This is a genomic window from Faecalibacterium prausnitzii, from assembly GCF_003287405.1.
Classification (GTDB): Bacteria; Bacillota; Clostridia; order Oscillospirales; family Ruminococcaceae; genus Faecalibacterium; species Faecalibacterium intestinale.
This window is the reverse complement of sequence record NZ_PRLD01000001.1, coordinates 357,071-378,772: the sequence shown is the minus strand read 5'-3', so window position 1 is coordinate 378,772 and position 21,702 is coordinate 357,071. Positions and strand designations below refer to the sequence as shown.

The 21,702-nt window shown below is 55.0% G+C and carries 22 protein-coding genes; 7 read left to right on the top strand and 15 right to left on the bottom strand.

What is annotated here, in order from left to right; translation table 11 throughout:
• Nucleotides 1-428: 428 nt before the first annotated feature.
• Complete coding sequence (locus C4N24_RS01940; RefSeq protein WP_055040425.1) at nt 429-1,802, bottom strand: DNA primase family protein; 1,374 nt, start codon at nt 1,800-1,802, stop codon at nt 429-431.
• Nucleotides 1,777-2,397 (bottom strand): CHC2 zinc finger domain-containing protein, encoded by a 621-nt coding sequence (locus C4N24_RS01935; RefSeq protein ID WP_055040426.1) that lies wholly within the window; start codon nt 2,395-2,397, stop codon nt 1,777-1,779. Before C4N24_RS01935 ends, C4N24_RS01940 begins: the two co-directional genes overlap by 26 nt.
• A gap of 233 nt (nt 2,398-2,630) precedes the next feature.
• Between C4N24_RS01935 and C4N24_RS01930 the strand changes: the two genes are divergently transcribed.
• The 5 genes from C4N24_RS01930 to C4N24_RS01910 all read left to right on the top strand — a co-directional run bounded on the left by C4N24_RS01930 (nt 2,631) and on the right by C4N24_RS01910 (nt 5,937).
• Nucleotides 2,631-3,470, top strand: a complete 840-nt coding sequence (locus C4N24_RS01930; protein ID WP_015534243.1) for a helix-turn-helix domain-containing protein — start codon at nt 2,631-2,633, stop codon at nt 3,468-3,470.
• Nucleotides 3,451-4,113, top strand: a complete 663-nt coding sequence (locus tag C4N24_RS01925; RefSeq protein ID WP_015534244.1) for a sigma-70 family RNA polymerase sigma factor — start codon at nt 3,451-3,453, stop codon at nt 4,111-4,113. The genes C4N24_RS01930 and C4N24_RS01925 overlap by 20 nt, the downstream gene beginning before the upstream one ends.
• Nucleotides 4,114-4,675: 562 nt before the next feature.
• On the top strand, nt 4,676-5,035 hold the full coding sequence (locus C4N24_RS01920) for a PadR family transcriptional regulator (protein ID WP_015534245.1): 360 nt from the start codon (nt 4,676-4,678) through the stop codon (nt 5,033-5,035).
• Entirely contained in the window at nt 5,032-5,490 is a 459-nt protein-coding gene (locus C4N24_RS01915; protein WP_015537323.1) for a DUF1700 domain-containing protein, read from the top strand. The genes C4N24_RS01920 and C4N24_RS01915 overlap by 4 nt, the downstream gene beginning before the upstream one ends.
• Nucleotides 5,491-5,493: 3 nt before the next feature.
• A complete protein-coding gene (locus tag C4N24_RS01910; RefSeq protein WP_015534247.1) occupies nt 5,494-5,937 on the top strand; it encodes a hypothetical protein in 444 nt (147 codons plus the stop codon).
• Nucleotides 5,938-6,525: 588 nt separating this feature from the next.
• On the opposite strand, the gene rlmD is transcribed toward C4N24_RS01910, so the two are convergent.
• Complete coding sequence (rlmD, locus tag C4N24_RS01905; protein WP_112090098.1) at nt 6,526-8,175, bottom strand: 23S rRNA (uracil(1939)-C(5))-methyltransferase RlmD; 1,650 nt, start codon at nt 8,173-8,175, stop codon at nt 6,526-6,528.
• 27 nt (nt 8,176-8,202) lie between these two features.
• A complete protein-coding gene (locus C4N24_RS01900; protein WP_112090097.1) occupies nt 8,203-9,063 on the bottom strand; it encodes an AraC family transcriptional regulator in 861 nt (286 codons plus the stop codon).
• A 199-nt stretch (nt 9,064-9,262) separates the two neighbouring features.
• On the opposite strand from C4N24_RS01900, the gene C4N24_RS01895 reads away from it, so the two are divergent.
• Nucleotides 9,263-10,555: a galactokinase gene (locus C4N24_RS01895; RefSeq protein ID WP_112090096.1), complete on the top strand. Its 1,293-nt coding sequence runs from the start codon at nt 9,263-9,265 to the stop codon at nt 10,553-10,555.
• 58 nt (nt 10,556-10,613) lie between these two features.
• Here the strand turns inward: C4N24_RS01895 and C4N24_RS01890 are convergent, their stop codons facing one another.
• The 10 genes from C4N24_RS01890 to rpsF form a co-directional block, all read right to left on the bottom strand.
• Entirely contained in the window at nt 10,614-10,979 is a 366-nt protein-coding gene (locus tag C4N24_RS01890) for a hypothetical protein (RefSeq protein WP_112090095.1), read from the bottom strand.
• Nucleotides 10,980-11,013: 34 nt separating this feature from the next.
• Nucleotides 11,014-11,481: a hypothetical protein gene (locus tag C4N24_RS01885; protein ID WP_112090094.1), complete on the bottom strand. Its 468-nt coding sequence runs from the start codon at nt 11,479-11,481 to the stop codon at nt 11,014-11,016.
• 339 nt (nt 11,482-11,820) lie between these two features.
• The gene (gene malQ, locus C4N24_RS01880; protein WP_112090093.1) at nt 11,821-13,293 is read right to left on the bottom strand and encodes a 4-alpha-glucanotransferase; all 1,473 of its coding nucleotides are present in this window, start codon (nt 13,291-13,293) and stop codon (nt 11,821-11,823) included.
• A gap of 13 nt (nt 13,294-13,306) precedes the next feature.
• The gene (locus C4N24_RS01875) at nt 13,307-14,149 is read right to left on the bottom strand and encodes a carbohydrate ABC transporter permease (RefSeq protein ID WP_112090092.1); all 843 of its coding nucleotides are present in this window, start codon (nt 14,147-14,149) and stop codon (nt 13,307-13,309) included.
• On the bottom strand, nt 14,149-15,000 hold the full coding sequence (locus tag C4N24_RS01870; protein WP_015538094.1) for a carbohydrate ABC transporter permease: 852 nt from the start codon (nt 14,998-15,000) through the stop codon (nt 14,149-14,151). Before C4N24_RS01870 ends, C4N24_RS01875 begins: the two co-directional genes overlap by 1 nt.
• Nucleotides 15,001-15,103: 103 nt before the next feature.
• Nucleotides 15,104-16,444 (bottom strand): ABC transporter substrate-binding protein, encoded by a 1,341-nt coding sequence (locus tag C4N24_RS01865; protein ID WP_055185147.1) that lies wholly within the window; start codon nt 16,442-16,444, stop codon nt 15,104-15,106.
• 74 nt (nt 16,445-16,518) lie between these two features.
• Nucleotides 16,519-17,526, bottom strand: coding sequence for a LacI family DNA-binding transcriptional regulator (locus tag C4N24_RS01860; RefSeq protein ID WP_112090091.1), 1,008 nt, complete (start codon nt 17,524-17,526; stop codon nt 16,519-16,521).
• Nucleotides 17,527-18,050: 524 nt separating this feature from the next.
• On the bottom strand, nt 18,051-18,308 hold the full coding sequence (gene rpsR, locus C4N24_RS01855; RefSeq protein ID WP_015538096.1) for a 30S ribosomal protein S18: 258 nt from the start codon (nt 18,306-18,308) through the stop codon (nt 18,051-18,053).
• Between the two features lie 46 nt (nt 18,309-18,354).
• The gene (locus C4N24_RS01850) at nt 18,355-18,834 is read right to left on the bottom strand and encodes a single-stranded DNA-binding protein (protein WP_112090090.1); all 480 of its coding nucleotides are present in this window, start codon (nt 18,832-18,834) and stop codon (nt 18,355-18,357) included.
• Nucleotides 18,835-18,864: 30 nt separating this feature from the next.
• Nucleotides 18,865-19,149: a 30S ribosomal protein S6 gene (gene rpsF / locus C4N24_RS01845; RefSeq protein ID WP_005923879.1), complete on the bottom strand. Its 285-nt coding sequence runs from the start codon at nt 19,147-19,149 to the stop codon at nt 18,865-18,867.
• Nucleotides 19,150-19,429: 280 nt separating this feature from the next.
• Here rpsF and C4N24_RS01840 point away from each other — a divergent pair, with 280 nt between their 5' ends.
• The gene (locus C4N24_RS01840; RefSeq protein WP_112090089.1) at nt 19,430-20,623 is read left to right on the top strand and encodes a cation:proton antiporter; all 1,194 of its coding nucleotides are present in this window, start codon (nt 19,430-19,432) and stop codon (nt 20,621-20,623) included.
• Between the two features lie 135 nt (nt 20,624-20,758).
• Here the strand turns inward: C4N24_RS01840 and C4N24_RS01835 are convergent, their stop codons facing one another.
• The gene (locus C4N24_RS01835) at nt 20,759-21,634 is read right to left on the bottom strand and encodes a UTP--glucose-1-phosphate uridylyltransferase (protein WP_112090088.1); all 876 of its coding nucleotides are present in this window, start codon (nt 21,632-21,634) and stop codon (nt 20,759-20,761) included.
• Between the last annotated feature and the right edge of the window lie 68 nt (nt 21,635-21,702).

The window sequence follows — 21,702 nt, the reverse complement described above, 5'->3', positions numbered from 1 at the left end:
GCGTATCGTTGGTCAACGGCGGAATATTCGACTTCACAGAAATGCGGGACTTTTCACTGTTCGGGCTGTATTGTCACAAAATGCTGCAATCTGTACGTCGTTCCGTGAGCCGCCATCCGGCGAACTGTATACGGATAAAAGAGAAACATTTCGCTGTTTTGAGATTGCTCTAAAATATGCCTGCAAAATTACCGCTTTTACTGACCGCTTCAGGTGTGGTCAAAATGACCACACCTGTTTCACAGCACAAAAGCGCGAAGAATTTCACGGTTCTGGTGGTGGACAAAATATCCATAACCACTTTTACACATCAAAATAGGTGTACCCAAAATGGGCACGACCACTTTATCCAAATGAAGCGCCTCTACAATATATGAGGTAACAGGGTCAATCGCTGCGTACATACGTACCGGCGACCAGATCGGAAATCAATCCCGCCAGTCTTCCGGTACGTACGTACACTGTGAAGCGTCCGTAAACTCGTTTATATGCGGCCTTGCCACTGCCTCGATCCCCATAAAGCCCCATACCCGGCGTCCTGCCGAATTGGTAATCGTGTTGCAGTGTTCCAGATTGTACTTACCGCAGGCTGCCACCAGCGCATCGCTGAAGCTGCGGCGTTTGAGTGCAGTCAGGCTATTTTCCTCGCACCACATCCGGTAAATGTCGTAGCAATCCTTTGAACTGATGGACGCATCCGCTTTCAGCCGGATATAGCCCTCGGATTCCAGAAAATCAAACACGTTATTGTTGTCCCGCTTGACGGCCTCCCGGTTCTCTCTGGTGCGCTGGCTCTCGGTGAACTTGAAGTTGTTCGCTACCAACCGCTGCAATCCCGCAAAAGCCCACAGCAGAATGCCCTCCACCTCGGCCTTCATCTTCTCTGCCAGGTCGGGATCATCCACACGGTCGGCAGGTTTCTCTTTGGCGGTCAGCACCAACTGCCGCCGATAAAAGCCATCACTGCGGTCAAAGAGAGCCTGCAAGTCGCCATTGCTGAATGCCAGCAGCCGGGCGCACATCCATCCCTGATAGCTCTGCTTGCCTTTACGCTCCAAATCCATTTTACCCTGTGCGGTGACGATGGATTTGACATAGTTGGTCTGCCGCAGTGCCTCCATCCGCATATCATCGTCCACACACAGCAGAATGTGTTCCAGATCAGCGCGGGCAAAACGGTTCTCGGAAATTTTGCCGATGCTGCCGTCCTTCATGTTGCTGCCGAACAGGGCGGACAGCACCGCGCCGATCTGGCTCTTACCCTCGCCGCCATTGCCCTTAATGACCATCATGCGCTGTCCCTTGTTGCTGGGGATCAGGCAGTAGCCGATATATTCCTGCAAAGTGGGAATGTCCTCCGGGTAAAGAAGCCCATACAGAAAAGCCAGCCAGCGGGTCGGCGTGGGCGCATCGGGATTATAGGCCACCGGCAGGCGGCAACGCACGATGTCCGGTTTTCCCTCCGTAAAGGAGCCATCCAGAAACAACGTGCCGTTTGCCAGATGAATGCGGTCAGCCTCCGGCGGGAAATCCTCTACCAGCGCCGCCAGCTTCATCAGCTCCACGATATTGCTGATTTTGCGGGGGATATTGCTGACCGCACAGCATTTCAGTTCCTCAAAAATTTCTCCACGCAGTGGCAGCTCATCGGTCACGCGGCCATCAGGCGTGAAAAAAGCCCCGTTTGTGTAGATGATTTTGTGTCTGCCGAGAAAATCATCACAAAACAGGGCTTCATTGATACTCTTGCCGTCAAACCAGATGGGCTGGTTGGCCTCACGCGATTGCTCGTTCTTCGCCACGGTGCTGCACCTCCTTTTCCAGACGTCTGAGCCGCTGCTCCAGCGCGGTGATAGTGCCGTCCTTCAGCAGCATATCCACCGCTTTCACACGCTGCTTCAGTTCCGCAAACATGAGAACGTCCAACAAATCATTTACATACTCGATCATATGACAGGCTTCCACAAAGCGGTCATCCAGTTCATCCTCCGGCGATTGCGGGGCATATTCGACCTTCCAGCGTTCCAGCAGATGCAGATAATCGCAGAGCACCCGCTGGCAGTGTATCTCATCGTTGCGGAAATCCTGCGCCAGCGGATAGGGCTTTTTCAAAGCCATCGCTGCCGGGGGCTTGTCCGGGTCGATGCCAAAGTCATAGGCCAGCTTCTTTGCGGCCTCGTAGCTGCTCAGGCCGAACAGCCGCGCCACAAAATCGATCACATCCCCGGTAGCCCCGCAGCCAAAGCAATAGAAATAATCCCTGTTCAGCTTCATGCTGGGATGCCGGTCATCGTGGAAGGGGCAGCAGATCATATCGCCCCGGTTGACCTTACAGCCGTAGTATTCGGCGGCCTGCTTCACGGTGACAGCGGATTTTACAGTTTCAAATAAATTCATAGGCTTTGTCCTCCATTATTTATTGACGGTATCTGCCCGTCTGCCTGAATATACGGGGAAAAAGCCTATAAACCGAAAAATCCGCTAAAAGTGCAAGAAATGAAAAAACGCCGCCCTGAAATCTTGCAAAAATGCAAGACCTCAGAGCGGCGAAGCCAGCGGAAAGCATTTGCCCGCGCTGGTTTTATCAGGTATAATGGATAAAGAGAGTTTTCAGAAGAGAGGTGCGTCACATGGAGGGAGCCTATCTGCCCGGCAATATCCGGCAGCGGATGCAGGAGCTTATGAAGGAACATAAAATTACCCAGGCACAGCTGGCGACCCGCATCGGCAGCACCGAGAGCGCCATCAGCCGGTTTGTCAGCGGTAAGACTGATAAGATCAGCACAGAACATTTGCTCCGCATTGCGAAAGTGTTTGAAGTCTCCACAGATTTCCTGCTGGGGGAAGTCAACACGCCCGACCGGACAAATTTTGATATTGAAGAACTGGGCCTGTCGGTGCAGGCGGCGCGGAATCTGTACACCGGAAAAGCCAATGCAGAGATCGTCAACCGCCTTTTGGAAAGCCCTCGCTTTGCAGAAGTCACCTATATGATTGAGCAATATTTTGACGATACGCTGGCCGCCGGTTTCGCCGGACAGAACCAGATGCTTACTACTCTCAGCGCCATGCTACGCCGAAACAATAAAACAGACGCTGCGGTGCAGGCGGCCAGAACTGTCAACCGGCAGAAAGTTCCCGTATATCAGGCAGACCTGACGATGATACAGAACACATTTATGGCGGCGCTGCGGGAAGTGAAGAAAGAGATCGGCAACGATTTCACAGCAGCGCAGTCCTTGACCAAGGGCATCACTCAGCAGATGTTTACCGAACTCACCAAAGGGGCGGATGTTCATACTCCGACCATCACGCCCGAAATGATTTCCGCCGCCGTTACCCAGAGCGCAGCGGGGATGGACGGTGTGCAAAAGGAAGCATTAGACAAGTTCGGTCAGGCGCTGACGGAATTTCTCCAATCCACCTTAGACCACGCGCAGGAGAAGCAAAATGCCGACCCGGAGCAATGAGCAGCTGTGCAGACTGGCACAGAAAGGGGATACGGCTGCCCGTGACATTCTGCTGGAAAAGAATCTGGGATTCATCCGAAAAATTGCGCTGGAGCAATACCGAAACATGGGGCTGGATGAAAATGATATTGGAATTGATTTGGATGATTTGATGCAGGAGGGAAGTATCGGCCTGCTGAACGCGATCCCTTTGTTTGATGCCGGACGGGGCATGAAATTTCTGACCTATGCAGCACCGGCGCTCCGCAACGCCATGACGGACTGCATCCGCGCCGCCCTCGGTTTATTTGAGCAACGGATGGTGGATAAGAAAGACGCCCCCGGCTTCCAGAGAGTATATCTGGATGACGTTCTCTCAGAGGATGAACGGATGCTGCGGATCGAAGCCATAGCCGACCCTCACACCCAAACGCCGGAGCAAATCTATATCCAAAAAGAGCAGCTGATAGAATTGTATGCGGCGCTGGACAAGCTGACAGCCAGAGAGCAGACCTATCTGCTGTACCGCTATGGCTTTACCGATGGAATCGAGCACCCGCTGATCGGCGCGGCGCTCCATTTCCATCTCAGCGAGAGCCGGACAAAGAAGGTGGAGGGCGAGGCGATGGACAGCCTGCGCGGAAAGCTGCCGTGGTGGTTCTGATACGATGGGAAGCAGCGGCTGACGGGGGCTTTGATATACCTTTGTTCCGCAAATGACACGGCTGACAGACAGTGCTTGCCCGCACCGCCTGCCAGCCTTTTTCTGTCGCTTATGCTGCCCCGCAAGGGGCAACCTTTCCCGCCAGAACGCCGCAACTGTGGCCACACTTTTCAGGGTGTGCTACAATTCCGGCTGCCATCTGCTCCACAAAGGTATAACACACTAGACTTTCCTACGGAAAATCGTGTGCCACGAAACCGCCGGTTTCTTTGGATTCTTCCGGTCAAAGGGGAACACTATCCCCTCTGAACACCCCAGACAAAGGAGAACGCTGTTCCCTTTTGGAATCCCCTTGCCAATAGGGATGCTACCGCCCTATTGAATGATTTAGATAAAAAACAAAATAAAGCATAGTTTGCCAGCACACCGCTATTCTGTCATTACCTTACACAGACATCTTGTAACTTTTTCGTTAAGCCTATTGACTCTGATACTTCGGAAGAGATATAATATAGTTGCTACTTAGCGAGCCTAAATAGCAAAGCTAAAGAGAGGCGACGATATGAATAACAAATATGTCCAGCAATTCAAAAAAGGCTCTCTGGAAATGATACTTTTGTGCCTAATCGGACGCAAGGAAACTTATGGATATGAAATTATAACTGAATTGAACAATAGTGCGTCTGTTTTGGGATATGCGAAAGAGGGAACCATTTACCCCATTTTGTATCGTTTGCAGGAAGCAGAACTAATCAAATGCCGATTGGCTCCGGCTGCGGCAAATGGCGGCTCAAAAAAGTATTATTCTTTAACGGATAAAGGCAGGAATGTACTTGATGAACTAATCTTATTTTGGTCAAGCTATGAAAACTGCGTAAACGGCTTTATAGAAAGTTATCAACAAGCGAGGGTATCCAAATGAAAGAACAATATATCAAACAGGTTGAAAAGGAACTATCTTTACCACGCAAAATGAAAAAAGAGGTTGTACGTGACTTGAATGAAGTTTTTGCGTCTGCTATGGAGCATGGAGAAACAGAGCAGCAGATTATCCAGCGTTTGGGGACGCCAAAAGAATTTGCAGACAGCACCGCAGAACAGTTTGGCATTGATAACACCAAATCGAAAAAACGGAACGGTATCATTTCTACTCTTGCTGCGCTTGTTATCGCGGCTGCTGCCTTTTCGGTATATGCTGTTACACAATCAGGAAAAGTACCAGAAGGAGCAATCGGACAAGCCGACGCGACAACAAATATACAGATTGAGGGCGCGTTTGCCTTTGATATTTCGCAAATCCTTTTGGCTATTGGGTTTGCAGCAACAGCTATTGCTCTTTTGTTAATTATCCGAACCATACACAAAAACAGGAGGTAACCAATGAAGAAATATATTTCTGTATTCACAATCATGATTATGATTTTTTTGGCTGCGTGTTCTAATCAAAATACCTCATCTACACCGACAAGCAATGAGAACAATACGCAATCTAATAGTGTTACAAAATTGGACGAGGGTGTTTGGCCTGAGAATGAGTACACAGAGGGGCTTCCTGTTGCGCCTGGTACGGTTGCATGGGCTACACTTGATACAGAACATGAGAATTGTAATATCAACCTTACCGGTATTAGCGAAAACGACTATAACGAGTATATGGAGCTTTTGAACCAAGAAGGCTTTTCCGTAATTGAAAATGTGTCAGAGGAAATCGAGGGAGAAAACTATGTTTCTATCGGGACACTTTTATCAAACGACGAAAAGTGGTTAAGTATCAGCTACATACCCAATAGTCTAACTATCTACATTTCCTTTGACAATAACTGAAAGAGATCACGGAATAGCAAAGCCAGCCGAGCCAGTCAACGGTCAAGATGAACGGCGCAAGCGCCGCCGTTGACAGCCCCGCCCGCCTTTGCAGATAGGCAATCAAGGGGCGACAGCAAGGAGTGCTGCCGCCCACAGTATTATCAGAGAGGGAGAATTCTATGAGAAATCGGATTGTAAAAGTGACAGAAGTTGTAGTCAGAAGCGCTTTTTACATCATCTCAAACTATGTATTTGTTAGCATGGGACTATCATTTCATACTCAATGGATTTCAATTCTATTTTTGCTTTCAATGGTATGGTCTACTATTGATTACGGAAAGTCCATAAATGAAATAATCGAAAAAAAGGTAATTGCTGAAATACTATGTATATGTTGCATTGCACTGAGTATAGCGATGGCATATTTTGTGGGATATATTCAAGGAGCATTCGTTTCCCTCTGAAAATACAGGGCCACAACTTTCCGCTTAATATATCAGTATGGAACAAGTTATCAAAAAGTCATGAATGCTCGTAGCTCACCGGCCCGGCCAGCAAAAGCAGTAAATCTGAAATTGATTTACTGCTTTTTTGCTCAATAGACTCTTAAATCATCTGAAAATATTTCAACGCATCCCTGATCGCCGCTTCCTTCTCCGGCGGACATTTTGGCACTTTAGCATCTTCCTTCTTTGACAGATTATAATTTTGCCCCACATCCAGCCCGCACTTGCGCTTTATTTGCGAGATGTAGAGGGAAGACACCTTCAAGCCAGTATGCTCCAACACATACGCCTTGATCTGCTCGTAGGTCGCCCCCTTCTGGAACCCGGACATATCCATATCCTCCAGTGAGAACTCCACACGAACCTTCTTCGAGTCGATTTCTCCCTTGGAAAGCAAGACAACCGTCTCCACATGCTTCGTCCTTGGAAACAGATCCACCGGCTGTACCTTCTCTGCATGGTATCCCTTCTGCTCCAGCCATGCGGCGTCTCGGGCGGCGGTGGCGGGGTTGCAGCTGACATACACCACCCGGCGGGGGGCCATGCGCACCACAGCGGAGAGCGTGGCTTCATCGCAGCCCTTGCGGGGCGGGTCCAGCATTACGATATCCGGGTGCAAGCCCTCGGCGGCCAGCTGGGTGGCAGCCTGTCCGGCATCGGCGCAGAAAAAGCGGCTCTTGGCAGCTACAGCCTCGCCCATGCGGGCGGCGTTGGCCTTGGCGCTCTCGATAGCCTCCGGCACGATCTCCACGCCGATCAGCTCCCGGCATTGATCTGCCATGGAAAGGCCGATGGTGCCCATGCCGCAGTAGAGATCCAGCAGCGCGTCATCCGAGGTCAGCTGCGCGTACTGCGCGGCAACCCCGTACAGCCGCTCGGCAGCCAGCGTGTTGACTTGATAGAAGGACAGCGGCCCCAACCGCACCGGTACGCCGCAAAGAGTGTCCTCGATGTAGCCCGGGCCGTACAGGATATGGTTCTCACTGCCCAGAATGACGTTGGTGTTTTTGGCGTTGACGTTGAGCAGGATGGTGCTGATGGCAGGGAACTGCTCCCGCAGTGCGGTGCAAAGCTGCTCTGCATGGGGCAGCTTTGCCCGGGTGCATACCAGACACACCATGATCTGCCCGCTGTGCGCACCGCGCCGCAGGAAGATGTGCCGCACCAGCCCCTTGCCGCTCTGCTCGTCGTAAGGGCGGATGCCCTGCTGTGCAAAAAAAGCGCATAGTGCGTTGCCGATCTCGTTCAGCACGCCGGGCTGCAGCTTGCAGTCCGGGCAGGGGACGATGCGGTGGGTACGTCCGGCGTAGAAGCCGATGCAGGGTACGCCGTTCTTGTCCACGCCCACAGGGAACTGCACCTTGTTGCGGTAGCGGTCCACCTCCGGGGAGGGTAGGATATCCAGCACCGGAACCTCCAGCCCGCCGATGCGGCGGAAGGCGTCCAGCACGCTTTCCTGTTTGGCGCGCAGCTCGGCAGTGTAGGCCAGATGCCGCAGGCTGCACCCGCCGCAGGGACCTGCCACCGGGCAGTCCACCGGAATACGATCCGGCGAGGGAGTGAGCAGCTCGTCCAGAATGCCAAAGGCATACCGGCCGCAGTCCTTCACGATGCGCACCCGGGCTTCGTCCCCCGGGGCAGTGCCGGGCACGAATACGGCCTCGCCATCGGCACTGTGGGCAACGCCGCTGCCGTCGCTGGAAAGGCGCTCGATGCGCAGGGTCAGGATCTGGTTTTTCTGTAAAGGCATGGTTTCTCCTTGTGTGATGGGCTCAGGTTACAGTTGGGCAGGGTCTGCCGGGTCGGCGTCCTGCTGGGCGGCAAAATACTTGCTGGGCGGCACGCCTTTGGCGCGCTTGAACACCCGCGAGAAGTAGAACTGGTCGAAGAAGCCTACCGACACCGCTACCTCTGCAATGGAAAGGCTGCCGGCGCGCAGCAGCTTGCAGGCTTCGTTGATGCGGTACTCGGTCAGGTAGTCAATGGGGCTTTTGCCCACGTTCAGCATGAACACCCGGTACAGATGACTGCGAGAAACACCCACGCTCTTGGCTACGTCGTCAATGGAGATGTCGTGGGAGTAGTTGAACTGGATGTACTTGATGGCGTTCAGCACATACTGGCTGGAGGAGGAGGCCGTGTGGGGCTTGCCTGCGCTGGTCTCCCGCATCAGAGCGGCGATGAACAGGTACAGATACCCCACCATGGCGGCTTCGTCCTGCGGCTGCAGCCCGCGGGAGGAGTAGATGTTGTTCAGGGCTGCCCGCATCCCGTCCGGGTCGCTGGTGTGGTGCACAGGGGCATCGTCCGTAAAGGGCAGCTGCGCGGCAAGCTTGTGGGCACAGGCACCGTTAAAGCCTACCCAGCTGTACTCCCACGGCTGCTGCTCGTCGGCGGTATAGCGGATCAGCTGGCTGGGACGGGCGAAGAACAGATCGCCCTCGCTCACCTCCCAAGTGCGGCCGCCCACCTCAAAGATGCCCTTGCCGGATACCACCAGATGGATCAGGTAGTGGTCACGGATGCCGGGACCCCATGTCTGCCCCGGAGCGCACCGCTCCAGGCCGCAGTTGAAGATGGACAATTCAATGTTGTTGGTGTAATTCTGCTTAAAGGATTGCTTATAAACGTCTGGCATGGCAGCTTTACCTCCGTCCTGTCACATTCTGCACCCAGTATACCATAGAACACCCTGCAAATTCAACAAAAGTACATCTTATTCTTTGCGCCTGACGCCGAAATTTGGATTTTTAAGGCAAATAAATTGAAAAATCGCCCGAAATGCATTACAATAGGCAAAAAAGCAGAATCGTTCATTCTTGAGGGGAGGAGCTGTCATGGCCACCAGTGCACAACTCAGAAAACAGATCCTGCAGGGCAGCTGGGACGCCGCACTTGCTGCACTTTACGGGGCAGACCCGGCGGTACTGCAGCGGCAGCGCGGGCGTTATGCGGCAGCGCTGGAGCAGTTCGAGTTATATTTCGGTCCCGGACGGCAGGTGCAGGTGTACTCTGCACCCGGGCGGGCAGAGTTGGGCGGCAACCACACGGATCATCAGGGCGGCTGCGGTCTTGCGGCTGCGGTCACGCTGGATCTGGTGGCGGTGGCAGCCCGCAGTACGGATGGCTATGTGCGGGTCAAGTCCCGGGGCTTCAACAAGCTGGATGTCATTGATCTTGCCACCGCAGAGCCGCAGGCAGGGGAGAGCACCCACTCGGCCAGCCTGATCCGCGGCATTGCCGAGGGCTTCCGCGCGGTGGGCAGGCAGATCGGCGGCTTTGACGCCTATACCGCCAGCGATGTGCTGCGCGGCTCCGGGCTGTCCAGCTCGGCGGCATTTGAGATGGGCATGGCCTCCATCTGGAACGAGGAATACAGCACCGGGCTGACCCCGGCAGAGCTGGCCGGCATCTGCCAGTATGCGGAAAACACCTATTTCGGCAAGCCCAGCGGACTGCTGGATCAGCTGACCAGTGCGGTGGGCGGTATTATTTTTGCAGATTTTGCCGATCCGCGTGCCCCAAAGATCGAAAAGCTCCATGCGGACGGTCTGCTGCCGGAGGGGATGTTCCTCTGCGTCACCGATACCCGGGGCAGCCACAGCGAGCTGACCGGCGAGTTTGCAGCCATCCGGCAGGAAATGGAGCAGGTGGCTGCCTGCTTTGGCAAGCCGCTGCTGGGTCAGGTGGAAGAGAGTGCGTTCTGGGCGGCACTGCCTGCCCTGCGCAGCCGCTGCGGAGACCGTGCGGTGCTGCGGGCGATCCATTATTTTGAAGAGAACGCCCGTACACTAGCGCAGCGGGAGGCGCTTTATGCAAGGCGATTCCCGGTGTTTGCAGAGCTGGTCAAACAGAGCGGACAAGCTTCCTTTGCGCTGTGCCAGAACGTGTACTGCACAGCGGATGTGCGGCATCAGGGGCTGTCGGTGGCTCTGGCTCTGAGCCAGAGCATCCTGCAGGGCAGTGAGGGCGCATGGCGGGTGCAGGGCGGCGGCTTTGCAGGTACCATTCAGGCTTATGTGCCCGGGCGGCTACTCAAGCGGTACCATACAGCCATCGAGCAGGTGTTCGGGCAGGGCAGCTGCTATGTGCTGCGCCTGCGGGAACAGGGTGCAGTCCGGGTGATCTGAACATAAAAAAAAGCCGTGCATGGCCGGAAAGCTCCGGGATGCACGGCTTTTTTATGGCTTACTGCTGCAGAGAAAAGGGCTGGGGGAGAGAGTTTGTAACGGGACGATCCTTTCTCTGCTGTTGGATACTGTCCAGATACTGGACGGTAGTGGTGGCGGCTTCGCTGGTCACACCAAGCAAACGGGCGAACTGCTGGTACAGCTTGATGCCGGTCTGTACGCCTACCTTGATCATGCGGAAAAACAGCATGGGCACAAAGGTGAAGGAGAACGAGAGCAGCCCGCCCTCCCAGAAGAAATCACCGAAGTGCAGGTTATCAAAAAAGCTGCCGACAGCATCGCCGAATTCGCTTCCGCCAAAGGCAGTGCGCTGCTCTTCTGGAGAAAGCGCTGCATAGGAAGCAGGCAGCTGAAGCTTTTTCATAAAGAGGAACACTCCTTTCAGGTACGATAAAAACTTAGCACAGGGCTACCAGCGTAGGCAGGCAGTTCTGCTGCTCGGTCTCCTGTGCAGCGTTCTTGTTGGCCTTATACTCGTCAATGGACTCCTTGATGGCAGTTACCAGATTCTTGACGGAGAGATAGATGCTGCGGGCCTGAATATAGGCGTAGTAGCCGCCCAGACCGGCCAGACCGATAGAAGCTACCTTGCTCCAGGTGTTCAGCTGACCCCAGTAGTGCCCCACGGCATCACCAACGTCCAAACCATCGTTCAAGGCATTCTGCATACCGGAGACAGCGCCTTGGAATGCATAACGGCCCATCATGCCCAGCAGATTTACAGTAACGGTCATGCCAAAGGCCATGACCTGCTGCGGGGTGATATTGATGGAAAGAGCACCGCCCTCGGTGTAGGTCATCTCCTCGGCAGAGAGCACAGCGTAGCCGGCAGGCAGCTGCAGAGGGCGCTGATATGTATGATCCATGATGGAAAACTCCTTTCGCACACAGAACTCCCCAAGGGGCAGTTCATCTAGTAACTGAATTGTAGCATATCTGCACAAAAATGACAAGAGAGCGCGGGTTTAAAAATCATGATACATTTGTGAATATATTGTGATGAGCATTTACAAAATAGACTGTGATACGATATAAATACAAAAAACAACCGTTTTTATCACAGTGAAAAAATGTTGTAGAGGAAAGCAGGACCGTAAAAATAAAAAACAACAAAGGCATCTGCCCGTGCCCGCTGCGCAGGATACAGCAGGGAAAGCAGATGCCTTGTGGCTTTGCAGGATAGAAAGCAAAAGGGGAGTGGGCGTTTAACGCTTTTCCGGTACACGCTCATACAGCGTGGTCAACGCAGCGATGTGCCCGGCCAATGCTGCGGGCAGGGGCTGCGTCAGCCGCCAGCGCCAGTTTGCACCCTGTGTGCTGGGGGTATTGATGCGGGCCTCGCTGCCCAGATGCAGCCAATCTGCCAGCGGGATGATGGCGGTATCCGAAACGCTGGCAAGGCAGGCGCAGATCATGCCCTCGGTCAGGGTCTCCGGTGTGCAGCGCAGATACCGGCAGGCGTAGGCCACATCCTCGGCACTGGCGTTGCTGCGCCAGCCCTCGGTGGTCACGTTGTCGTGGGTGCCGGTGTACACCACACTGTTGCGGGGGTAGGTGTGGGGCAGATAATTGCCCGATTCCCGGCTGTCGAAAGCGAACTGCATGATCTTCATGCCCGGATAACCGCTCTCGGCCCGCATGGCCTTCACCTCCGGGGTCAGGTAGCCCAGATCCTCGGCGATGATATTGCCGCCGCCCAGCGTCTGCTGCATGGCGTGGATAAAGTCCCGGTCAGGGCCTTTTTCCCAGTGACCGCCCGCAGCCGTGGTGCTTCCGGCGGGGATGGAATAGTAGCTCTCAAAGCCGCGGAAGTGGTCGATGCGTACCACATCGTAGATGGAGGTGGCGTGCTTCATGCGCTGCTTCCACCAGCCAAAGCCGGTGGCCTTGTGGGTGGGCCAGTCGTACAGCGGGTTGCCCCACAGCTGACCGTCTGCCGCAAAGGCATCCGGCGGACAGCCGGCTACATGGGTCAGGTGCATCTGTCCGTCAGTCTGGAACAGCTCCGGGTGGGTCCACAGGTCACTGGAATCCGGGCTGACGTAGATGGGGATATCGCCCACAAGCAGGACACCCTTGCGGTTGGCGTAGGACTTCAGCGCGTTCCACTGGGTGTAGAAGAAGAACTGTACTGCCTTGTGGTAGCTGATCTGGTCAGCCAGCCGTGCCTTTGCGGCGGCAATGGCTTCCGGCTCCCGGCAGCGCAGGGCGTCCGGCCAGTCGGCAAGGCCAGCCTGCCCCTGTTCGGCCTTTACCGCCATGAACAGGGCGTAGTCCTCCAGCCAGAAGCTCTGCGCTGCGCAGAAGGCTTCGTAAGCAGGGGAGGGAGCCGCCAACAGCCGGTCAACAGCCTTTTTCAGCAGCACCGGGCGCTGGTTGTACAGCGCACCGTAGTCGACGGTGTCCACCGGCTGCGCGGCGGGGAGCTCTTCGGCGGTCAGATAGCCGTCTGCCGCCAGTAAACGGAAATCGATAAAGTAGGGGTTTCCGGCAAAGGCGGAAAAGCTCTGGTAGGGGCTGTCACCGTAGCCGGTAGGGCCGATGGGCAAGATCTGCCAATAGGTCTGCTTTGCCTCGGCCAGAAAATCAACGAATGCGGTCGCTTCACTGCCCAGCGTACCGATGCCAAAAGGCCCCGGCAGGCTGAACACCGGCATCAAAATGCCGCTTGCACGCATACCGTGCACCTCCTTAGCCCTTTACAGCACCGGCCACGACACCCTCGATGATGTACTTCTGGCAGGTCATGTAGAGGATAATAATGGGGATGATTGCAATGATGATGCAGGCCATCATGGGAGCCAGCTCCACGCGGCCGTAGCCGCCGCGGAAATACTGGATGGCCATGGGGATGGTGCGGTATTTCTTGATATCCAGCACCAGCGTGGGCAGCAGATAGTCGTTCCATACCCACATGGTCTCCAGAATAGCGGTGGAGATCATGGTAGGCTTCAGGATGGGGAACACGACCTTGAAGAAGATCTGGATGGGGTTGCAGCCGTCGATCATGGCTGCTTCCTCGATCTCCATGGGCACGCTCTTCATAAAGCCGGTGAACATGAACACGGCCAGACCGGCGCCGAAGCCCAGATAGATGATGCAGATGTTCCAAGGGTTGTTCAGCTTCAGCCGGTCAGCGGTCTTGGACAGGGTGAACATGACCATCTGGAAGGGGACGACCATGGAGAACACGATCAGCAGGTTCATGAACTTGCTCAGCTTGTTGTTCACACGGGTCAGGTACCAACCGGTCATGGAGCAGCACAGCAGGATCAGCACCACGCTGGTAACGGTGATCAGAAGGCTGTAACCCATGCTGGAGAGAAAGTCCATCTTGGTCACGCCATAAACGTAGTTGCGCAGTCCGGCAAAAGTTTCGGCGGTGGGCAGACGGAACACCGTGGAGGTGGTAAAGCTGCCCTCGGTTTTCAAGCTGTTCAGCAGGATCAGCACGATGGGGTAGATCCACAGCAGGCAGAGAAGCACCATTACAACAGCAAGGATGACATCCCAAGTTCTTTTCTGTTTCGACATTACTGCTGCACCTCCTTAGAGCGGGTAAAGTGGAGCTGGATCAGCGAGATGACCACAACGATCAGGAAGAACACAACAGCCTTAGCCTGACCGATGCCCTTCCACTGCGCACCGGAGCGGCCGTAGAAGGTGTTGTAGATGTTCAGAGCCAGCATTTCACTTGCGTTGGCGGGCTCGCCTGCGGTCAAGGCCACGTTCTGGTCGAACAGCTTGAAGCTGTTGGTCAGGGTCAGGAAGGTGCAGATGGTCACGCTGGGCATGACCATGGGAATCTTGATCTTGAACAGGATCTCGCGGTCGTTGGCACCGTCGATCTTAGCGGCCTCGATCAGGTCGCCGGGCACGCTCTGCAGTCCGGCCACATAGATGATCATCATGTAGCCGATCTGCTGCCAGCACATCAGGATGACCAGACCGACAAAACCGGCCTTGGCATCCAGAGCCAGCAGGGGCTTCTGCAGGTTTGCCAGCACACCGTTGAGCAGGATCTGCCAGATGTAGCCCAGCAGGATGCCGCCGATCAGGTTGGGCATAAAGAACACGGTACGGAAGATGTTGGTGCCCTTGATGCCACGGGTCAGCACCAGTGCAATGGCAAAGGCGCACACGTTGATGAGCACGGTGCTTACCACGGTAAACACCGCCGTAAAGCCAAAGGCGTGCAGGAAGGTGGAATCCTGAAATACCGAGAGGTAGTTCTGGATGCCTACAAAGGTGGTCTTGGAAACGGTAGTGAACCGCTGGAAGGACAGGTAAACGCCCCAGATAAAGGGCCAGATGAAGCCGATGATAAAGGCGACCAGAGTAGGAAGCACAAATATCGGCCAGTATTTACTAATGGCTTTTTGCATGATATACCTCCTGAGGGAGCTGTCTGATAAAAAAGGAAAGGAGGCGGGCGAACTTTTCGCCCGCCTCCCTTTTTAATTCCTAGGGAGATCTCCGGTCAAAGACTTAGCCGTTGGCCAGCTTGTACTCCTTGGCCCAGCCGTCCACAAATGCGGTGACAACGTCGTCCCACTTGCCGGTACCTGCTGCGTATGCAGTCAGAGCGCTGCCCACGCCGTTCTTCCACTCCTCGGAAGGCATGGTGGAGAAGCACCAGTCAACACTGGTCTTGCCGTCGGCCACATACTGGTTTGCAATGGTGATCAGGGGGTTGGTGGAGTCCTTGGCCTTCTTGAAGGGGATGACGAAGCCCATCTTGTCAGCCATCGCGCTGGTGCCGGCCTCAGAGGTGACACACCAGTACAGGAAGTCCAGAGTAGCCTGAATGTCAGCCTCGGAAGAGGTGTTGTTGACACACCAGAAGTTCTCGGAACCGGTGCACAGACCCTGATTTTCCTCGCCGTCCACGCCGATGTAAATGGGCAGCATACCCAGATTGTCGTCGCCCAGATCCTTCACATCATTGTAAGCCCAAGTGCCGTTCTGATAGAACACGGCCTTCTTGCCCACAAACTCAGCCACAGCGTCGTTGCCGGTCTTGGAAGCCAGCAGCTTGGGGTCGCAGGTGGAATCGGTGATGTACAGATCCCAGATCTGCTTGTAGTTGTCCAGATAGGTGCCCTTGATGGCGTCGGTGGAGCCAATGCCGTCTGCCTTGTACTCGTAGTAGATGGGCAGGTTTGCCAGATGGGTCTTGAAGCGCCAGTCAGAAGAACCGTCCATGCCGGCAGAGGTGAAAGCACCGTCCACGCCCAGCTCAGCCTTACGGGCCTGAATGTCATCAGCGACCTTCTTCAGGTCGGCAAAGCCCTTGATGTCCTCCTGCTTGTAACCGGCAGCGGTCAGCAGTTCCTTGTTGTAGATGATGCCGTAGGTCTCAATGACATATGCAATGCTGGTAACAGCGTCGCCATCCTTCAGTGCAAAGGAATCGCTGGTCAGCTCGCCGTACAGCTGGCTGCCGGACAGATCGTAGCAGTAATCCTTCCAGTTTGCCAGACCAACAGGGCCGTTCACCTGGAACAGGGTGGGAGCCTCGCTCTTCTCCATCTCGCTCATCAGGGTGGTCTCGTACTGGCCGGAAGCGGCGGTGACAACGGTCACGGGCACGCCGGTCTCCTTGGTGTACTCAGCGGCCAGATCCTGCCAATCCTGATCCTGCTCGGGCTTGAAGTTCAGGTAGTAGACCTTGCCGTCTGCCTTTGCAGCGGTGCTGGAAGCAGCGGTAGAACTGGCAGCAGAAGAAGCGGTGCTGCTGGAAGAGCCGCCGCAGGCAGCCAGACCCAGAGCAGCGGCAGAAACGCCAGCGGCCTTCAGGAAGTTACGACGAGTGATCATCTTTTTCATAATAAGTTCTCCTTCTTATTAAAATTACAGATCAACTATATACTCTCCGTCCTTCGACGGAGGGAATACAAAATTTAAATTGCCCTTACGCTTTCGCCCTGCTGCAATTCCGGCTGCAGGGTCACGGTCTGGGCAGGGGAGCCATGCTCGATCTGCCGTACCAGCAGCTCGATGCTTTGTAGCGCGATCTGCTCACTGGGCTGGACGATAGTGGTCATCACCGGCACGCAGTAGCGGGACATCGTGATGCCGTCAAAGCCGATCACCGAAACATCTTCCGGCACCCGGAACCCGGCACTTACCAGCGCCCGGATGGCACCAAAGGCGATGACGTCGCTCATGGCGAACAGGGCGGTGAAATCTGCCCGGCGGGCCAGCAGGCTGTTCATGGCGTGGTAGGCGGACTCGAAATCGTAGTTGGACAGGCCGTACAGCTTGTCGTTGAACAGGATGCCTGCATTCTCCATGGCCTGCTGTGCGCCCTTGCGGCGCATCAAGCTAGGGTAGCTGGTCACCGGACCGCCCAGAACGGCGATCTTGCGGTGCCCTTGCCGGATGAGGTAGTCCACAGCGGTATAGGCCGCTGCTCGGTCATCCACGCCCACCATGGAAAGGTTGGGAAAGTTCAGCTCATCTGTGACCAGCGTGGTGAGTACCGAAGGGACATTGATGCTGTCAAAGCCCCGTTGGAAGTTGGCCACGCTGCCGCCCAGAAAGATGATGCCTTTGGGTTTGATCTCCCGTAGAATCTTTTCGGCGGCGTCGATCTCGTTGGCGTTCTCGTCCAGATAAGAGACGATGCCGTTGTACCCGTACAGGGTGGCGGCACGCTGGAGCTGCACCAGAAAATCGGAAAAGAAGATGTTCCGGGTGCCCTTTACCACAAACACAAGGCTGCGGGACTGCTGGATCTTCAGCTGTCGGGCGTTGGTGTTGGGCACGAACCCGGCCTCCCGCATCACTTTCAGAACGTGCTCCTTGGTCTCCGGGCGAACATCCGGCCTGTCGTTGATCACACGGGAGATGGTGCTGACGGAACAGCCGCTGATCCGTGCGATATCCTTGATGGTCAGATTTGCCATGTCGGCGAGCCTCGCTTTCTGAAAGTGTTTCGGGAACGTTGTCGGGAACGTTTCCAGTGACATTAGTATGGCACATTCTGTATAAAAAATCAATAAGGTTAATTCAACTTTGTACAAGGTGTGCAATGCTGCCCCTCGCATTTGTGCAGTTTGATTTGCGTGCAAAGCAGCAAAACCGAAAATACCGATAATTACCGGTACAAGTCAGAAAAGACCGGAAATTATCGTACCGCTTTGTAACTTTTTGCACGACACTAGTAGAGAATTTGTAATTTGTATACAAGAACAAAGCAGCGGAAACGTTCCCGAAAAATGCTCCGGCACTGCATTCTGAACAGCCGTGATGCGGGAGCTGCTGCGCAAAAAGGCGAAGCGGACACCGCATTGCGCCGCAGATAGAGTCAAGTCAACGGGGCAGGGGAGCTGCTGCCCCCAAAGCGCAGCAAAAAAGCGCTCTCACCTTGTCATCGGTGAGAGCGCTTTGCTGATTGCTGATTATTTTGATCGGGTTGGTTTTTTAAAGATTAGTCGCTGACGTAGGGCATCAGAGCAACGTGACGAGCACGCTTGATGGCGATGGTCAGTGCGCGCTGATGGTAAGCGCAGGTGCCGGTCACACGGCGGGGAATGATCTTAGCACGCTCAGAGACGTACTTACGCAGACGGGGAACGTCCTTGTAATCGATGGTGTCGATGCGATCGACACAGAAGCTGCAAACCTTCTTGCGGCCGCGACGCATGGGGCGTGCGGGGCGAGAGCCTTCGGTTCTTTCAAAAGCCATTGCTTATTACCTCCTATTGGATTTTTAACGGATGGACCGTTTCGTGTCAGAACGGCAGGTCATCGCTGTCATCAATGACGGCGAAGTCGTCTGCATTACCGGCAGAATAGCTGGGAGCTGCCTCCACGGCGGCCGGGCGGGCAGGCGCTGCGTTCTGGTAGGACGGAGCGGCATTCTGATAGCCGTTTCCGTTGCCTGCATTGCTGCTTTTGGGGCCTGCAAAGTTGATGTTGTTTGCCACAACCTCTACTGCGGTGCGGTTGTTGCCGTTCTTATCCTGATACTGACGGGACTGCAGACTGCCTTCAATGGCGATCAGGCTGCCCTTCTGGAAATACTTGCTCACAAACTCCGCCTGCTGACGCCATGCAACGATATCAATGAAATCGGCCTGACGCTGCTCGCCCTGACGCGCAAAATTGCGGTCGCAGGCAATGCGGAAGCTGCACACATTGGTTCCCTGCGTAGTGGTACGCAGTTCCGGGTCTGCCACAAGGCGGCCCATGATAGCAACAACATTCAACATAGTACGGTCTCCCTTTCTGTCACAGAAGAATTACTCCTCGTGAGCAATGATCAGGCTGCGCATAACGCCTTCAGTGATCTTGTACACACGGTCCAGCTCAGCGGGGAAGCTGGGCTCGCTGGTGAAGTTGATCACGGTGTAGACGCCCTCTTCCTCGTCGTTGATGGGGTAGGCCAGACGGCGCTTGCCCCACTCGTCGATAGAATCGATCGTACCGTTAGCCTCGATCAGGGACTTGAACTTACCCACCAGAGCGGCGGAAGCCTCCTCATCGAGAGCGGCGCTGGTAATCAGCATGGTTTCGTACTTTGCCATTTTTGTAGCACCTCCTTTTGGACTTGAGGGCCCTGCGGATCTGCAAGGCCAAGGGTACACAGGCTGCGGCATCGCGGCCTGTGTGGCGTGTCTGTTCAGACAGCAATTTATTATAGCAAGCTTCTTCGCTTCTGTCAAGCTTTTTTGACAAAAAGCGCGATAAAAAATGTTTTGCATTTTTTGGTAAAAAGGACTATAATGTATACGCTTTCCTGTATTATGGCAGGGCCGGGGCTCCGGCAGTGGCAGGGAAGTGGGAAAAATTAAAGGAGGATAATCCATGTATTCGTTGTTTCGAGATCTGGCGATCATAATCCTGAGCGCGAAATTCTTCGGACTGGTGGCGCGTAAGTGCAAGGCTCCGCAGGTGGTGGGTGAGATCATCGCCGGCCTGCTCATCGGCCCCTGTTTGCTGAACCTGGTGCAGACCAGCGACTCCATCTCCATCTTTGCAGAGATCGGCGTTGTGATGCTCATGTTCACCACCGGCCTCGGCACCAACCTGAAAGAGCTGATCAAGGCAGGCCCCATCGCCACCCTGATCGCCACCGTTGGTGTGGCTGTGCCTTTGGTGGGCGGCACCTTATTATATGGTGCGTTCTACGGCTTTGCCGCAGTGGGCAGCCCGGAGTTCTACCGTGCGCTGTTCATCGGCACTATCATGACCGCCACCAGCGTGTCCATCACGGTGGCTACCCTGCAGGAGCTTGGACACCTGAAGAGCTTTCTGGGCACCACCATCGTCAGCGCCGCTGTCATTGATGATGTCATCGGCATCGTGGTGCTCACCTGCGTGCTGGGTGCCAGCAGCGGTACCGGTACGGGTCTGGGCAAGGTGCTGTTCAACACCCTGCTGTTCTTTGCCACCGCACTGGGCGTTGGCCTTGTGGTGCACTACGCCATGAAGTGGCTGGATCAGCGCAATCCCCACACCCAGCGCATTACCATCGTGAGTATGGCGTTCTGCTTTGCTATGGCCTACATTGCAGAGGAATACTTCGGCATCGCCGATATCACCGGTGCTTACATTGCAGGCATCGTGCTGTGCACCATGGATGACGCACCCTATGTGGAGCGCCGGGTGGATATCAGCAACTACGTTATCTTTGCGCCGATCTTCTTTGCGTCCATCGGTCTCAAGACCGATATCAGCGGCCTGACTCCGGAGATCTTACTGTTCTGCGTCTGCTTCGTGGTGGTGGCACTGATCACCAAGATCATCGGCTGCGGTCTGGCTGCAAAGATCTGCCGCTTCAACTGGGACGATTCCCTGAAGGTTGGCGTTGGTATGATGACCCGCGGCGAGGTGGCACTGATCGTGGCACAGAAGGGCCTGGCTATCGGCGTGGTAGACCCGGTCTACTTCACCGCTGTGATCCTGCTGATCGTGGTGTCCAGCGTGGCCACCCCGCTGGCACTCAAGGCCATGTTCACCAAGCGCCCGCCCGTGCCGCATCCCAGTCAGGCAAAATAAATCAGATTTGTATTTGGGGTTCAGAAACGTCTGCGGGCGTTTCTGAACCCCTTTTTCATCTGAGTATATGCAAAAACGGGGCTGCTGCACATGGTTTCGTGCAGCAGCCCCGTTTTTATTATTTGCGCAGCATATTTACAGCGTTTTGCAGAACTCCTTCAGGTAGGCGCGGAACTCCTCGCCGATCTCGGGATGCTGCAGTGCCAGCTCCACCTGAGCCTCCACAACCTTGAGCTTGTTGCCCATATCGTAGTGCTTGCCGGTAAACTCCACAGCGGTCATGCCGCCGCGGGTGCGGGCATACTCTGCCATAGCATCGGTCAGCTGAATCTCGCCGCCGGCACCGGGCTTGGTGTGGGCAAGGATCTCGTAGATCTCCGGGGTCAGCAGCACGCGGCCCAGAATGGAATAGTTGCTGAACTCCTGCCCCTTCTTGGGCTTCTCGATCATATCATCCACAAAGAAGTAGTTGTCGTGGAGGGGAGTGGTCTTTAAGCTACAATAGCGGCTCACGTCCTCCCAAGGCACAGCGGATACGCCGGCAGCCGGGCGGCCGAACTCCTCGTAGGCGCGGATCAGCTGGGCGCAGACCGGATCCTCGCCCCAGATCACGTCGTCGCCGTAGATGACCACAAAGGGATCATCGCCGGTAAAGGCTTTGGCGGTGTTGACTGCGTGACCCAGACCCAGCGTCTCCTTCTGGCGCACGAACAGAATGTTGGCCATATTTGCAATGCCCAGACACTCCTCCAGCATTTTTTCCTTGCCGGGCTTAGCCAGCTTTTCCTCCAGCTCGGGGCTGCGGTCAAAGTGATCCTCAATAATGCTCTGGTTGCGGCCCAGAATGATCAGGATATCGGTAATGCCGGAGCGGACGGCCTCCTCCACCAGATACTGAATGGCGGGCTTGTCTACGAGGGGCAGCATTCCCTTGGGCATTGCCTTGGTAGCGGGCAGCACACGGGTGCCAAGACCCGCAGCCGGAATAACGGCCTTGGTGACTTTTTTCATAATGATTCTCCCATATTCTCATTTTATGCACGGCGAACCGCGCTTTTCAGCAGGATCCCCATCCTGCG

Coding starts and splice junctions, on each gene's coding strand:
- C4N24_RS01935 (WP_055040426.1), bottom strand. CDS start 2,397: ATGAATTTATTTGAAACTGTAAAATCCGCTGTCACCGTGAAGCAGGCC.
- C4N24_RS01930 (WP_015534243.1), top strand. CDS start 2,631: ATGGAGGGAGCCTATCTGCCCGGCAATATCCGGCAGCGGATGCAGGAG.
- C4N24_RS01925 (WP_015534244.1), top strand. CDS start 3,451: ATGCCGACCCGGAGCAATGAGCAGCTGTGCAGACTGGCACAGAAAGGG.
- C4N24_RS01920 (WP_015534245.1), top strand. CDS start 4,676: ATGAATAACAAATATGTCCAGCAATTCAAAAAAGGCTCTCTGGAAATG.
- C4N24_RS01915 (WP_015537323.1), top strand. CDS start 5,032: ATGAAAGAACAATATATCAAACAGGTTGAAAAGGAACTATCTTTACCA.
- C4N24_RS01910 (WP_015534247.1), top strand. CDS start 5,494: ATGAAGAAATATATTTCTGTATTCACAATCATGATTATGATTTTTTTG.
- rlmD (WP_112090098.1), bottom strand. CDS start 8,175: ATGCCTTTACAGAAAAACCAGATCCTGACCCTGCGCATCGAGCGCCTT.
- C4N24_RS01900 (WP_112090097.1), bottom strand. CDS start 9,063: ATGCCAGACGTTTATAAGCAATCCTTTAAGCAGAATTACACCAACAAC.
- C4N24_RS01895 (WP_112090096.1), top strand. CDS start 9,263: ATGGCCACCAGTGCACAACTCAGAAAACAGATCCTGCAGGGCAGCTGG.
- C4N24_RS01890 (WP_112090095.1), bottom strand. CDS start 10,979: ATGAAAAAGCTTCAGCTGCCTGCTTCCTATGCAGCGCTTTCTCCAGAA.
- C4N24_RS01885 (WP_112090094.1), bottom strand. CDS start 11,481: ATGGATCATACATATCAGCGCCCTCTGCAGCTGCCTGCCGGCTACGCT.
- malQ (WP_112090093.1), bottom strand. CDS start 13,293: ATGCGTGCAAGCGGCATTTTGATGCCGGTGTTCAGCCTGCCGGGGCCT.
- C4N24_RS01875 (WP_112090092.1), bottom strand. CDS start 14,149: ATGTCGAAACAGAAAAGAACTTGGGATGTCATCCTTGCTGTTGTAATG.
- C4N24_RS01870 (WP_015538094.1), bottom strand. CDS start 15,000: ATGCAAAAAGCCATTAGTAAATACTGGCCGATATTTGTGCTTCCTACT.
- C4N24_RS01865 (WP_055185147.1), bottom strand. CDS start 16,444: ATGAAAAAGATGATCACTCGTCGTAACTTCCTGAAGGCCGCTGGCGTT.
- C4N24_RS01860 (WP_112090091.1), bottom strand. CDS start 17,526: ATGGCAAATCTGACCATCAAGGATATCGCACGGATCAGCGGCTGTTCC.
- rpsR (WP_015538096.1), bottom strand. CDS start 18,308: ATGGCTTTTGAAAGAACCGAAGGCTCTCGCCCCGCACGCCCCATGCGT.
- C4N24_RS01850 (WP_112090090.1), bottom strand. CDS start 18,834: ATGTTGAATGTTGTTGCTATCATGGGCCGCCTTGTGGCAGACCCGGAA.
- rpsF (WP_005923879.1), bottom strand. CDS start 19,149: ATGGCAAAGTACGAAACCATGCTGATTACCAGCGCCGCTCTCGATGAG.
- C4N24_RS01840 (WP_112090089.1), top strand. CDS start 19,430: ATGTATTCGTTGTTTCGAGATCTGGCGATCATAATCCTGAGCGCGAAA.
- C4N24_RS01835 (WP_112090088.1), bottom strand. CDS start 21,634: ATGAAAAAAGTCACCAAGGCCGTTATTCCGGCTGCGGGTCTTGGCACC.